This window comes from Streptococcus sanguinis (genome assembly GCF_003943655.1).
Lineage (GTDB): Bacteria > Bacillota > Bacilli > Lactobacillales > Streptococcaceae > Streptococcus > Streptococcus sanguinis_F.
Window position 1 is genome coordinate 1 of sequence record NZ_RJMM01000017.1, and the last position, 13,971, is coordinate 13,971.

Genomic DNA, 13,971 nt, shown 5'->3' on the forward strand with positions numbered 1-13,971 from the left:
TCAGCGTTCTACTTGCATGTATTAGGCACGCCGCCAGCGTTCGTCCTGAGCCAGGATCAAACTCTCATTAAAAGTTTGAGTTCGCACTCATTACTGTCCACTGACAGATTTATTCTCGTTTTTTTGACAGGTTACATATCTCTATGTCACCCTGCACTTGGTTCGTCTTGTTCAGTTTTCAAAGGGCTTTGTCTTTCGCGACAACTATATTAGTATATCACCCAACCACACCTCTTGTCAATACCTTTTTTAAATTTTTTAAAAGTTTATTTTTTCAACTATAAGTATAAAGTTAATTTCTTTGTACGTAGGGTGCTTATCTATGTCATCTGACAGTATAAGTTTCTATAAAATAAAAAGGTTGAGAAACATGCTCTCAACCCTCTTTTCTTATTTATTTGACTTCTAACAGGCCAATATCTCCATCCTCACGACGGTATATTACATTAGTACTGCTGTCCTCTGCATCGGAATAGATAAAGAAATCATGACCCAACAAATCCATCTGCAGAATCGCTTCTTCCAAGTCCATTGGCTTCAAATCTATGTGTTTTGAACGGACAACTTTTGATGGGACTTCTTCTGCTTCTTCAGCAAAGGAATCTGTGAAAAGCTGACTTGTAGCAACTTTATTGCGATTCTTTCTTTCAATCTTGGTCTTATTTTTGCGGATTTGGCGCTCAATCTTATCTGTGACCAAATCAATTGATCCATACATGTCCTGAGAGATATCTTCTGCACGAAGAGTGATGGAGCCTAGCGGAATTGTCACTTCCACTTTCGCAGTCTTTTCACGGTAAACCTTGAGGTTCACACGCGCATCAAGTTCTTGCTCTGCTTGGAAATACTTCTCAATCTTCTCAAGTTTAGAAACTACGTAGTCACGGAGAGCATCTGTTACTTCTAGGTTTTCACCACGGATACTATATTTAAGCATATAAGTACCTTCTTTCTAAACATAAATGTTTTATTTATAATATCATTATAACGCTTTCATTCCTTTTTTGCAAATTTTTTCTTATCTTGCGATTGAAAACGACAATACTTCTTTCACACCGGCTTCCAAAAAGATTTGCTTGGCCAATTGCAAGGTTTTTCCAGTCGTATAGATATCATCAACCAGCAAAATTTTATCTGGCAAATCAACTTCTTTCTTAATTTCAAAGGCTTGCTGAGTCTGCAGACGCTCCTCACGTGTCTTGCTCGACTGGGCTAGGGTGTCTTTTTTCTCTAAGATATTGCTATATGCTACTTTTCCTGCATCTAAAATCCCCTGCACTTGATTAAATCCTCGAACTTGAAATTTTTCGACACTGACTGGAATCGGAACAATGGTATGCTCTCTAAACATTTTGACTGCTTTTTTAGCTGCTTTTGCAAATACAAAGCGCAATGCATAGTCTCCCTGAAACTTATATTGACTGAAGTAAGCCTTCATTGCTTGATTATAAGTAAATATTGACTGGTGCTGGACTTGATTTCCCTCTTCCTCCCATTTTTTGCAATCTGTGCATAAATCTGATTTCCCGTCGCGAAAACAGCGAGGGCAATGCTCTTCAGATATGCGTTCAAAATTTTGATAACAAGTGTAGCAGCAGCTTGGTCCTTCTTCTTTTAATAGAAAAAGCTGTAAAAAACTACCTTTCTCCTCAATTTGCCCTTTGCATAAAAGACACTCCGTCATAATCCCGCCTCCTTATTCATATCTCTCATTTCCCGAATTGCCTTTTCCATAGCAAGGGTAATCCCATCATGAAAAAATAGCAACTGTCCCGTTGGCCTATCCATACTACGGCCAACTCGGCCTGAAATCTGAACCAGAGCACTACGAGTGAACAAGCGATGATTTGCTTCCAAGACAAAAACATCTACACCAGGAAAGGTTACTCCACGCTCTAAGATAGTCGTTGTCACCAAAATAGTGATCTCCTTGCGACGAAACTGTTCAACAATCTCCAGACGATTTTCTGTTGTGGAGGCAACAAAAGCTAGCTTTTCATCCGGCAGAGCAATCTGCAAAGCATGAGCAACATCCTCTCCTCTTTGAATTTCTGCAGCAAATATCAAGAGAGGAAATTGAGTCTTTCTCTGTTTTTGTATATAGTTCAAAAGTTTAGGTGCTATTTTCTTCTTCTGAAGATGTTTTTGAAAATCAGATAACCAAACTTTCTGAGGGAGAGTCAAGGGATTACCATGAAATCTTCTGGGAAGACTCAGGCGTTTCAGCTCACCTTTTTGAACTCTTTTATCCAGCTCATCTGTGGAAGTGGCTGTCAGAAAAATAGTTGTAGCATCCTCTTTAACTGAACGCTCTACAGCGTGATACAGTATGGGATTATCCACATAAGGAAAGGCGTCTACCTCGTCCACAATCAACAAATCAAAAGCCCGATAAAATTTTAAGAGCTGGTGGGTGGTCGCAATTACCAAGGAGCTGCGAAAATAAGCTTCTGACTCCCCATGCAGAAGGGCTATTTCACAAGAAAAGTCTTCTTTTAGGCGCCGATAAAGTTCTAAACAAACATCAATCCGCGGACTGGCCAAGCAAACAGACCCTCCTCTATCAATAACCCTTGCAATCACTTGGTAAATCATTTCTGTTTTTCCAGCGCCAGTAACAGCATGCACTAACGTATTCTGTCTTTTCTCTAGCGCATCCAGTAAGCCTTTGGAGACCTTCCCCTGAAACTCTGTCAGTTGCCCCTGCCATTTAAGCACCTGTTTTTTAGGAAAATCCTCTTGAGGAAAATAGTAAAGTTTTTGGTCACTCCGTACCCGGCCCAATATTAAGCATTCTCTACAATAATAAGCTCCAACCGGCAGTTGGTTTTCTCGTTCAATCAAGCTGTTGCAGCGTCCACAGAGGAGCTTGCCTTTTTCTTCTTGGATACTGGGAATTGCTTTTGCTTGTACTCGCAAGCTAGACTCTAATTGACTTTCTGTAAATATCCGTCCTAAACAATCTTGTAACTCTAACATACTTATATATTCGTAATTTTTTTGGCAAAATTCATCTTTTTTTGTAAAATATAGTTATGGAATTTAAGACAATTAAAGAAGATGGCATGGTTCAGGAGGAAATTAAAAAATCTCGCTTTATCTGCCATGTGAAAAGAGTTTACTCCGAGGAAGAGGCTCGCGCTTTTATCGCTGCTATAAAAAAAGAACATTACAAGGCTACCCATAACTGCTCTGCTTTTATCATTGGAGAAAAGAGCGATATTAAACGAACCAGCGATGATGGGGAGCCTAGCGGAACAGCCGGAGTTCCTATGCTGGGAGTCCTAGAAAAGCATGAATTGACCAATCTTTGCGTGGTGGTTACTCGCTATTTTGGCGGTATTAAACTAGGAGCCGGCGGTCTGATTCGAGCTTATGCCGGCAGTGTTGCTTTGGCTATTAAGGAGATTGGACTGGTTGAAATAAAAGAACAGGCTGGCCTACGCCTAAAACTGTCTTACAGCCAATATCAGGATTTTGCGAATTTTCTCAAGGCAGAAAATCTTGCTGAATACGATACTGAATTTACAGATACCGTCTCCACTCTTCTTTTCGTTGACAAAGGTGAAAGAGAACTGCTCAAAGATAAACTGACTGAGTTTTTTAAGGGCAAATTGGAGATGATAGATCAAGGACTGCGCCAAGTAGAAGTCCCCCTTGATGTTTTGACATAAAGAAAAGCTATGGCTCTCATAGCTTTTTTATATTTTACAAAGCGCTTGTTTCATTTTATACTAATTCTATTAAATTATATTGAGGTATGTATTCTATGTCACGTATTTATCAAAACATTACAGAACTAATTGGGCAAACTCCCATCGTCAAATTGAACAACTTGGTTCCAGAAGGAGCTGCTGAGGTTTATGTGAAGTTAGAGGCTTTCAATCCTGGATCTTCTGTTAAAGACCGGATTGCTCTCAGCATGATTGAGGCGGCTGAACGCGATGGCCTTATTAAGCCTGGCGATACCATCGTTGAAGCAACTAGTGGAAATACCGGTATTGGCCTTTCATGGGTTGGAGCAGCTAAAGGTTACAAGGTTGTCATTGTTATGCCAGAAACCATGAGTGTAGAGCGCCGCAAAATTATCCAAGCTTATGGTGCTGAGTTAGTCTTGACTCCAGGTAGCGAAGGAATGAAAGGTGCCATTGCAAAAGCACAAGAAATCGCGAAAGAACGAAATGGCTGGCTGCCACTGCAGTTTAACAATCCGGCCAATCCAGAGGTTCACGAACGAACAACAGGAGCAGAAATTATCGCTGCTTTCGGTGAAACTGGACTGGATGCCTTTGTAGGCGGTGTCGGAACTGGCGGAACTATTTCTGGTGTATCTCACGCTCTTAAAAAAGTTAATCCGGATATCCAAATTTACGCAGTTGAAGCAGACGAATCTGCTATCCTTTCTGGTGAGAAGCCAGGACCTCACAAAATCCAAGGACTTTCAGCTGGATTTATTCCAGAGACTTTGGATACAGCAGCCTACAACGGTATTGTCCGCGTAACTTCTGATCAAGCACTGGAATTCGGACGCTATATTGGCGGTCAGGAAGGCTTCTTAGTGGGAATTTCATCTGCTGCCGCTATTTTCGCAGCTATTGAAGTAGCGAAAAAACTAGGAGCTGGCAAGAAAGTCCTTGCTCTGGCACCTGATAACGGCGAACGCTATCTATCTACCGCTCTCTATGAATTTGATGCTTAGTATTTTTTGAAAAACATGTCCATTTCAACTTAGCAGTCGGCTATGAATTGAACGGCAATTCTATCCAAGCAAAATATCCTGTTCTCTTATCGAACAGGATATTTTTTAAACTTTTTCTTCTTTTAAGAATTTTTTTGCCTCTTTGATCCAGATAGGCAGCTGTCTACCTAAAGGCTCAAAACCAATTTTACAGCGGTCGTTTGAAAAGCGGTGGCGTCTAGGAAGGCGGTGCTTTTCTTCCTCTAGGGTTCGCATGGACAGACTGGACTTCCCAGAAAATTCATCATAGTCCACAACCTGTACTAAGACTTGCTGGCCAATCTTTACACTATCATGGATATTCTCAATATAACCCGGACGAATTTCTGAGATATGAATCAGACCAATTGTTCCGTTTTCCAGCTCAACAAAAGCTCCATAAGGCTGAATCCCAGTGATTTTGCCTTTTAATTTATCACCGATTTTCATCAGTCTTCAACCTCAATGGTCTCAATCACAACATCTTCCACGGGCTTGTCCATCGCCCCAGTCTCAACAGCTGCAATCTTGTCCAAAACTTGGTAGGAGGCTTCATCAGCCAACTGACCAAAGACCGTGTGGCGCCGATCCAAATGCGGTGTTCCTCCCTGGCTGGCATAGACTTCAGCGATAGCTTCAGGCCAGCCGCCGCGGCTCAATTCCTTAGCCGAATAAGGTAGATTATTATTTTGAACAATGAAAAATTGACTGCCGTTAGTATTCGGCCCAGCGTTTGCCATAGAAAGAGCCCCACGAATATTGTAAAGCTCAGGTGAAAACTCATCTTCAAATTTCTCACCATAGATAGACTGACCGCCCATACCGGTACCAGTAGGATCGCCACCCTGAATCATAAAGTCCTGAATAATGCGATGGAAAATCACACCGTCATAATATCCATCTTTAGCAAGGGCAATAAAGTTGGCTACTGTTTTTGGTGCCTGTTCTGGAAACAGCTGAACTTTCATGTCACCGTGATTAGTCTTGATAGTCGCTTTTGGACCTTCTGCTGCTGCAAGTTCTACTTGTGGAAAATGTAATTCTTTTTCTACCATACCTAACTCCTCTAAAGCGGCAAAAATACCGTCTTCTTCTACCGTTTTTGTAATATAATCTGCTCTTTTTCGCAGTTCTTCATGGGAAATGCCCATGGCAATGCCAATTCCCGCATAGTCAAACAATTCCAGATCATTGAGTCCGTCGCCAAAAACCATGACATTTTCAGGTTTGAAGCCCAGATGCTCGACAACCTTGGAAACTCCGGCTGCCTTGGAACCTTCTGTCGGTACCACGTCTGACGAATGAGGATGCCAGCGAACCAAACGCAGGTGTTCTGCTAATGTATCCGGCAGCTGCAGGCTATCTCCTCTATCTTCAAAGGTCCAAAGCTGATAAATATCCTTGNCTAAATGAAAATCTGGATCAACAGGCAAATCTGGATAAACCACATCAATGGCCTCTGAAATCAGAGAATGTCGATTGGACAAGGCTGCTCCATGGCTGCCGACCAAACCATAGTCAATCCCTTCCTCCTGAGCCCAAGCAATATAGGAAGTCACTCTATCAGACGGGATAACTGTCTGAGAAATCACCTTCCCTTTGCTGTCTTCGACATAGGCTCCGTTCAGAGTAACGAAAAAGTCTGGCTGCAAAGCTCTCAATTCCGGCACGACACCAAACATTCCTCGTCCAGACGCAATACCCGTCAAAATCCCTTTGTCCTTCAACTGCTTGAAAACTGTCTGGATAGAGTCTGGGATAAAGCCTGTATCCTTGACCCTCAGGGTATCATCTATATCGAAAAAGACAATTTTTATCTTTTTGGCCTTATACTTTAATTTTGCGTCCATATCTCCCCTTGTCCAATCTTAATCTTTTCTATTATACCATTAAAAGTCTTCTTGTGGGACAAGATGGTGCTGAAAAGCATAAACAACTGCCTGAGTACGGTCGCTCACTTCCAGTTTAGACAGGATGTTTGAGACATGAGTCTTGACCGTTTTGAGGGAAATAAAAAGCTCATCTGCAATCCGTTGATTCTCATAACCCTTGGCTAACAGCCCTAAAATATCACGCTCACGAGCGGTCAAATCCTCATGGAGCTCGATATGGTTACGATGATACTCCACTTTCTTACTGACCTCTGTTTCAATGGCAAATTCTCCCTTGGCCACTTTTTTGACAGCACGGAGAATTTCTTCAGCGCTGGAAGTCTTAAGCATGTATCCATGAGCACCTGCATCCAGAACAGGATAAATTTTTTCATTATCCAGATAAGAAGTCAAAATTAGAATCTTTGCTTCCGGCCATTCTTTTAAAATGGCCAGTGTCGCTTCAATCCCATTCATCTCAGGCATGACGATATCCATGATAATCACATCCGGACGACTTGCCAAAGCCTGCTCAACTCCTTCTTTACCATTGACTGCTTCAGATACTTCTGCTATATCATCTTGCAGTTCCAGATAACTTTTCAATCCCAATCTGACCATCTGGTGGTCATCCACTAACAATATCTTCATGATTTTCTCCTTCTAGTAAAGGTATCGTGATTTCAATAGAAAGACCTTTTCTGGGGGCTGTCAAAAGCTTAAAAGTGCCCGCCATATCCCGCACACGGTCTTCCATATTTTTCAAGCCGTAGCTGAGTTCATCCTGAGCCAGCGGATCAAAACCAACGCCATTATCAGATACCTTGATTTTAAGTTCATTAGGTGCCTGATAGAGGTAAATATCCAGCCGACTGGCTTGGGCATGCCGCAGTGTGTTGTTGATAATTTCCTGCATGATTCNGAAGACATGCTCCTCCATCTGTTTGGGTAGATGCCCAACCTGATGATTGAAATGAACATCAATGTCGCTTTTATCAGTCAGCTCCTTGATAATCACATCCATACCTTCGACCAGGGTCTTATTTTCCAACTCTGTAGGTCGTAGGTGGAGCAGGAGAATCCGCAAATCCTTCTGGGCTGTGTCCAGAATATCTGCAATCCCCTTGAGCTGCTTTTGCAGTTTTTGTCCATCGAGCCGTTCTACATTTCCAGCTACTCCTGAAAGAATCATATTGGCTGCAAATAATTCCTGACTGACAGTATCGTGCAAATCACGCGCAATCCGCCGCCGTTCTTTTTCGATAATTTTTTCTTCTGTCTGCAGGGTTTGGTTTTCAGACTTTTGGAGATTTTCTGTCAGACGGTGCAGCCTTCTCTCGAGCTGATGCAGAGAACGATCCAACTCGGGTTGGTCTGTCGGCTCCATCCTCCGTCCATCCAGCAAATTCCGAAGATTTTTTTGTACATGGGCTACCGACAGATATTGTATCAAGCGAGCTGCTATCACAATCAGAATGGTCAGTGATAAACCGATAATCACAACAAAGAACACAAAAGACTGCAACAGCTCCAAATCATTAAAGAGCTCCTGCCAAGTAAAATCAAAAATATTGAAAATATAATGAAAGATGATAAATAAGACAAAGAAAGTATAGAGGAGAATGAGAAAATAATTTGATTTCTTCACTTTCTGACAACCTCCACATTTCCTAAGAAGCTGACGAGGACAATCTTCACTGTCTTATTGGCCCGTTTATAGTCTGGTGTCGTCAGCGAAATGGTTTCGTTGCGCAGCTTGCGAGATGGATGATGCAGGAAGTTCAGCTCCCCGTAAAGAGTATTGATTTGCAGCTGAATTTCCACATCCAGCGGCACAATAATCTTGGTATCGCCAAAACCTTTTCGAATGACAATGACATTATCATGGTTGACCAAAATCACGTCTTCCAAATGAATGGTGTCTTTCCCAACAATGCGCAAGAGATTGATGTCGTGGAATTGACAGCTGTCCTTAGAAAAATGCTGCAAGTCCCCCAACCAGCGATTCTTTTCACTCTGAATTTCCACATCTTCTTCGTAAACGAGATGGGTTTCTTGATTTTCCTTATAGATATAAGGGTAGGCCACAATCATCCCATAAACAAGCGCAAATAAAAGGGCAGCAATGACGTAGGGATTGAGCATAATAATGAAAAACAGCATAATCATAGAAGCGACCAGCAGAAAATTCCCTTTTTGCTTGCCGAAGTAATAATAGAGCAGCAGCAAAAAAAGGACCAAGATAATGACAACACGTGAAAAATCAGCTGCCAGCATGGTAACCAATGCCATGGATAGTAAGACTGTTTCAACAAAGACAAATAATTGAACCTTCCACATAGCCGTTTCCTTTCTCTACCTTCCTATTTTAACAAAATTAAACCAAAAAACCTCCGTCCAAGGCATGAAATGGGGAAATTTGTCCAGCAACAAAGAAAAAACCATCCGTTTTAAGCTAAAAAACTTAAAATGGACGGTTTATTAATCAACTATCAGATGAGCTAGAACTTGTTCCATGTCCGCTATCTTCAGACGATGAGCTGCTCTTTGAGTTGCTACTAGACGATGATGATGACGAGCTAGATGACGATGGTGTCGTTGCTTCTGTCACGTAAAGAGTGATTTTTTCATTTGACTTGAGATCAATTGTCTGACCTGCTGCTGGTGACTGGGAAGTTACCAAGTCAGCCTGAGTCGAAGTGACCGAACGGTCAACAACTCGCTCAATTCGAGAAGAAGAAATTCCCATTTGAATCAGGTAAGAACGGGCATTAGCGTAGGTGTACTGCATGCTGCCAAAGTCAGGCATGGACACACTAGTTACTTCTTTCGCCACTGTCAGCTTGATCTTATGATTAGAAGTCAAATCATAAGTCGAACCAGCTGCCGGAGACTGACGAATGACCTGACCTGGCTCGTACTCGTCCGATTCCTCCTCAACAATCTCAATTAATTTCTCAGAAACATTATAGTTTGTTTTCAGATTTTCAACTACGGCTGATTTTGCTTGACCGACATAATCTTCCATTACAAAGGTCTTGGGTCCCTTGGAAATAATCAGGTCAATCTTGCTGCCTTCGCGGCGCTGACTATTGGCCTGTGGATCAGTTTTAATGACTTTGCCGGATTCGACTTTGTCGCTGTATTCTTCCTTTTCGTCTCCGACAACCAGCTTCTTAGCTTCGATAGCGGAGCGAGCCTCTGCCACAGTCTGACCAGAAACATCTGGCACGCTGGTATTGGATGGGCTATTATAAAGAAGGACAACAAAAGCCGCCAAAACCAATAGGACTGCAAAGAAAAGTACTTTATAACGCGTTCTCAAGCGACGTTTCTTTGGAACTTTCTTAACCGCATCTGGTGTCTCTTCCTTAACTTCATCCGCTTCTGTTTTAACCGGAGTTGGCTTAACAGGTGGAACTGCTGGCTGAGGTACAGGTGAGATTTTTGGCAAGGTCTTGGTGTCTGCTTTCGCAACATCATCAAAGACTAATTTCTTTTCATTACGGCGCTCATAAGATAAGCTACTGGACAAGTCCACATACATCTCTGCAACCGACTGATAACGATCCGTCAATTTTTTGGCTGTTGCTTTAATGACCACATTTTCCAAGGCCTGAGGCACATTAGGATTTTCAGAAATGATGGATGGCAGCGGCTTTTGGAAATGCTGCAGGGCAATCGTAACGGCGCTATCTCCATCATAAGGGATATGACCAGTCAGCATCTCATAAAAAATAATCCCCATCGCATAAATATCACTCTGAACAGTTGCTTTAGAGCCACGTGCCTGCTCAGGCGATAGATAATGAACTGAGCCTAGCATTGAGTTAGTCTGAGTCAGACTTGTCTCCGCAAAGGCCACCGCAATCCCAAAGTCTGTTACCTTGGCATTGCCATCTGGGGTCAAGAGGACATTTTGTGGTTTCAGGTCACGATGGACAATGCCGCGTGTATGCGCCAAGCGCATCGCCAGCAAGATTTGTCCCATGATTCTGACTGCTTCTTCATTTGAAATCGGAGAATTCTCTTTGATATAGCGCTTGAGGTCAAGACCTGCCACGTATTCCATAGCCAGATACTGCTGGCCATCTTCTTCCCCAATATCAGTAATCCGAACGATGTGCGGATGGTCCAAGTCAGCCATCGCCTTAGCTTCCCGCTGGAAACGCGCGACAGCGATAGGATCTGTCTGGTAATTGGTCCTAAGAACCTTTACCGCAACTTCCTCACCATCCAAAATCAAGTCCTTGGCCAGATAGACATCTGCCATGCCTCCGCGACCAATCTGCTTGATGATTTTATATCGCCCGGCAAAGATTTTGCCGATTTGAATCATGCCTTATCCTCCTTGTCAAAGCGAACCAGAGCAACTGTGATGTTATCCAGTCCTCCAGCATTGTTGGCAAAGCGAATTAAGGTTTGTGTTTTTTCAGACAGGCTGATGTCGCTGGTGACAATGTCACAAATTTCACTGTCTGAAATCATATTAGTCAGACCGTCACTGTTGAGCAGAAGGTAGTCACCATCTTCCAAGGTAATCATGCCATAGTCAGGCTGTACTTCGTCTTTTTGACCAATAGACTGAGTAATGATATTCTTCTGCGGATGACGCTCTGCTTCTTCTGGCGTAATCTGTCCAGCTTTCAATAAAGCATTAACAAGCGAGTGGTCATTGGTCAGCTGACGGTATTCATCACCGCGGATCAAGCCGATGCGAGAATCACCGATATGGGCATAGATGGCTTGATTATCAATGATAGCCAAGGCTTCCAAAGTCGTGCCCATGCCCTTGTATTCTTCATCTTGACCAAATTGATGAATGCGCTGATTTTCCTCTTCCAAGTGCTCCGCAAACCATTCACGCACCTGATTCACCGAATCAATCTGTGTATCAACCCAGGCAGCTCCTAAGTCTGTCACAGCCATTTCACTGGCAATGTTTCCAGCTCTGTGACCGCCCATACCATCTGCCAAGATGATCAGGGTCTTGCCTGCCCGATTCACAAAAAGATTGGCATAATCTTGGTTATTTGTACGCTTTTGACCAACATCTGTTAATAATGAAATTTCCATACTGTCAGTTTCCTCCTCTTATTCCGATATCTTCCTAAATTGACTGATAAAAAATCCGTCGCTTTCATATAATTCCGGCGTAATCAAGATACAGCCGTCTTTGACGATATCTTTTCTTTCATGGTCTAATAAGACTTGCTCAAAGTTCGGATGACTGGCCAGAAATTTCTTGACAACCTCAAAATTCTCTTTGGCCATAATCGTGCAAGTACTATAAGCTATTATACCACCTTTACGTAGACTTTGACAAACGCTGTCTAGTATATCCAGCTGAATTTTTTGTAAATTCTCAAAATCTGCATTTTCTTTATTATATTTTATATCTGGTTTGCGGCGAATTAAGCCAATACCTGAGCAAGGAGCGTCCACCAAGATTTTATCGAAAGCATCTGGGCCAAATGTCTCAAACACTTTGGTCGCGTCTAGCTTTTTAGTGGTGATTTTATCTGCCAAGCCCAGTCTTTTTGCATTTTCTTCTACGAGTTCTAACTTATGATCATAGAGGTCCAAAGCTGTAATGTGGCCGCTCGTCAGATAGGAAGCCATGTGGACAGTCTTGCCCCCCGGTGCACTGCAGGCATCCAGAATCTGCTCCTCACCTTCGATGGCCAGAGTAGGAGCCACAAGCTGGCTAGACTCATCCTGAATCGTAATCGCTCCTCTTTCAAAGAGCTGATGCCCAGCAAAATGCCCCTGTCTTTTAACCAAGGCTGACGGAGATAAAAGCGAGTTCTCAGCCCCTAAAAGCTGACGAAGCTCTGCCTTGCGCGACATATCCGTCACGCGAATGCTGGCCTTGCTGCGAACAAAGAGACTAGCAAAGATAGCTAGAGCTCTTTCTTCGCCAAACTCTTCTATCAGGTCTTTGACCAGCCAGACCGGCAAAGAATACTGGATCGAATAGCGTTTGTTTTTGCGCTTGATTGTTTCAAAATCAGCCACACCCTCACGCTCAATCCTACGTAACAAGGCATTGACAAATTTCTCGCTGCCGCGCTTACGGATTTTCGCAATTTCAACAGCCTCATGAACAGTTGCATGCTGAGGGATTTTATCCAGATAGAGCATCTGGTACAGACTGAGCATAAGCAGAATGTAAAGCCAGTTATCTAATTTGTCCCTATCCTCAATCAGATGGGATAGATACCATTCCAAAGTGATTTTCCGAGCAACTGTGCCGTAAACCAGCTCTGTTACCAGACCTTTATCTGCTTGACTCAGCAAGCTTTGATTCAGAGCCCGGTTTAAGGCGATATTGGAATAGGCTCCTTCTTCAAAAACTTCTTCCAAAATTTCCAAGACCTGCCAACGGGCCGTTTTTTGCTTACTTTCCAAAAGTATCTCCTAGGGACAGGCTGCGGCCCAGTCCATTCAAAAAATCAACGATAGCCATCTTGGGCTTACCAGCAGGCTGAACCGTCTTCAGCGAGAGGGCTCCCTGACCAGCTGCAACCACCAGTTCTTTTTTACTAATAGACAATATCTGTCCCGGCTGACCGCTGCCAGCTACCATATCTGCTTCATAAATCTTAAAGCGTTGTCCCTGCAGCAAGGTATGAGCTACTGGCCAAGGATACATGCCACGAATTTGATTGAAAATTTGTCGGTTTGTTTTGCTCCAGTCTATCCGCTCTTCTTCTGGGCTGATATTCGGAGAGAAAGTGACCTGGCTAGGATCCTGTGGCTGAGGAATAATCTGCCCTGCCCTATAAGCTGGCAGCACATCCAATAACAGATCTCGACCAATAATCGCCAATTTTTCAAAGAGAGTTCCGACATTATCTGTCTCTTCAATCGGCGTCGCCTTGCTGGCTATCATGTCTCCAGCATCCATTTCCTTGACCATTTCCATAATTGTAACACCCGCTTGCTCATCGCCATTGATCAGAGCATAGTGAATGGGCGCACCACCTCGGTATTTAGGCAGCAAGGAGGCATGAACATTCACCGCAAAGTCAACACTGTCCAGCAAGCGGCTAGGCAAAAACTGCCCAAAAGCAGCTGTGACAATACCATCTGCTTCTAAGTTCATCAACTCCTCTAAATCCGAGCTTTGAGCCAGCTTTTCCGGTTGATAAACTTGCAGCCCGTATTCCAAGGCCAGCTCTTTTACTGGAGTCATGCGAATCTCTCTTTTACGGCCGACGGCCCGGTCCGGCTGCGTCACCACTGCTAACACTTCGTATTGCCCGCTGTCCAGCAGCCCTTTTAGGACAGTCGCTGAGAAGTCCGGTGTTCCCATAAATATTATTTTCATCATTTTAAACTATTGATTCCTTCTTTGTTCCTTCCCTTATTATATCAGAA

At 43.1% G+C, this 13,971-nt stretch carries 14 protein-coding genes and 1 rRNA gene; 2 read left to right on the top strand and 13 right to left on the bottom strand.

Annotated elements, in window-relative coordinates:
* From D8886_RS07790 to D8886_RS07805, 4 genes are all read right to left on the bottom strand, one after another.
* Positions 1–72 (bottom strand): 16S ribosomal RNA (locus D8886_RS07790); the annotation flags it as partial.
* A 322-nt stretch (positions 73–394) separates the two neighbouring features.
* Positions 395–937 carry a ribosome hibernation-promoting factor, HPF/YfiA family gene (gene hpf / locus D8886_RS07795; RefSeq protein ID WP_002903257.1) on the bottom strand — a complete coding sequence of 181 codons (543 nt, stop codon included), beginning with the start codon at positions 935–937 and terminating at the stop codon, positions 395–397.
* An 81-nt stretch (positions 938–1,018) separates the two neighbouring features.
* A complete protein-coding gene (locus D8886_RS07800; RefSeq protein WP_125434959.1) occupies positions 1,019–1,684 on the bottom strand; it encodes a ComF family protein in 666 nt (221 codons plus the stop codon).
* On the bottom strand, positions 1,681–2,979 hold the full coding sequence (locus D8886_RS07805; RefSeq protein ID WP_125434961.1) for an ATP-dependent helicase ComFA: 1,299 nt from the start codon (positions 2,977–2,979) through the stop codon (positions 1,681–1,683). The genes D8886_RS07800 and D8886_RS07805 overlap by 4 nt, the downstream gene beginning before the upstream one ends.
* A gap of 56 nt (positions 2,980–3,035) precedes the next feature.
* Here D8886_RS07805 and D8886_RS07810 point away from each other — a divergent pair, with 56 nt between their 5' ends.
* A complete protein-coding gene (locus D8886_RS07810; RefSeq protein WP_125434963.1) occupies positions 3,036–3,674 on the top strand; it encodes a YigZ family protein in 639 nt (212 codons plus the stop codon).
* Between the two features lie 95 nt (positions 3,675–3,769).
* Positions 3,770–4,699: a cysteine synthase A gene (cysK, locus tag D8886_RS07815; RefSeq protein WP_125434965.1), complete on the top strand. Its 930-nt coding sequence runs from the start codon at positions 3,770–3,772 to the stop codon at positions 4,697–4,699.
* Between the two features lie 105 nt (positions 4,700–4,804).
* Here the strand turns inward: cysK and D8886_RS07820 are convergent, their stop codons facing one another.
* From D8886_RS07820 to fmt, 9 genes are all read right to left on the bottom strand, one after another.
* On the bottom strand, positions 4,805–5,167 hold the full coding sequence (locus D8886_RS07820) for a S1 RNA-binding domain-containing protein (protein WP_002901252.1): 363 nt from the start codon (positions 5,165–5,167) through the stop codon (positions 4,805–4,807).
* Positions 5,167–6,567, bottom strand: coding sequence for a bifunctional Cof-type HAD-IIB family hydrolase/peptidylprolyl isomerase (locus D8886_RS07825; RefSeq protein ID WP_125434967.1), 1,401 nt, complete (start codon positions 6,565–6,567; stop codon positions 5,167–5,169). Before D8886_RS07825 ends, D8886_RS07820 begins: the two co-directional genes overlap by 1 nt.
* A gap of 39 nt (positions 6,568–6,606) precedes the next feature.
* A complete protein-coding gene (locus D8886_RS07830) occupies positions 6,607–7,239 on the bottom strand; it encodes a response regulator transcription factor (RefSeq protein ID WP_002926512.1) in 633 nt (210 codons plus the stop codon).
* Entirely contained in the window at positions 7,217–8,236 is a 1,020-nt protein-coding gene (locus tag D8886_RS07835) for an envelope stress sensor histidine kinase LiaS (RefSeq protein WP_125434969.1), read from the bottom strand. The genes D8886_RS07830 and D8886_RS07835 overlap by 23 nt, the downstream gene beginning before the upstream one ends.
* Positions 8,233–8,928 carry a cell wall-active antibiotics response protein LiaF gene (liaF, locus tag D8886_RS07840; RefSeq protein WP_002893496.1) on the bottom strand — a complete coding sequence of 232 codons (696 nt, stop codon included), beginning with the start codon at positions 8,926–8,928 and terminating at the stop codon, positions 8,233–8,235. Before liaF ends, D8886_RS07835 begins: the two co-directional genes overlap by 4 nt.
* Before the next feature lie 145 nt (positions 8,929–9,073).
* Entirely contained in the window at positions 9,074–10,927 is a 1,854-nt protein-coding gene (gene pknB / locus D8886_RS07845) for a Stk1 family PASTA domain-containing Ser/Thr kinase (protein WP_125434971.1), read from the bottom strand.
* A complete protein-coding gene (locus D8886_RS07850) occupies positions 10,924–11,664 on the bottom strand; it encodes a Stp1/IreP family PP2C-type Ser/Thr phosphatase (RefSeq protein ID WP_002903268.1) in 741 nt (246 codons plus the stop codon). Before D8886_RS07850 ends, pknB begins: the two co-directional genes overlap by 4 nt.
* Positions 11,665–11,682: 18 nt before the next feature.
* On the bottom strand, positions 11,683–12,999 hold the full coding sequence (rsmB, locus tag D8886_RS07855) for a 16S rRNA (cytosine(967)-C(5))-methyltransferase RsmB (protein WP_002903269.1): 1,317 nt from the start codon (positions 12,997–12,999) through the stop codon (positions 11,683–11,685).
* A complete protein-coding gene (gene fmt, locus D8886_RS07860; RefSeq protein ID WP_002903270.1) occupies positions 12,989–13,924 on the bottom strand; it encodes a methionyl-tRNA formyltransferase in 936 nt (311 codons plus the stop codon). Before fmt ends, rsmB begins: the two co-directional genes overlap by 11 nt.
* Between the last annotated feature and the right edge of the window lie 47 nt (positions 13,925–13,971).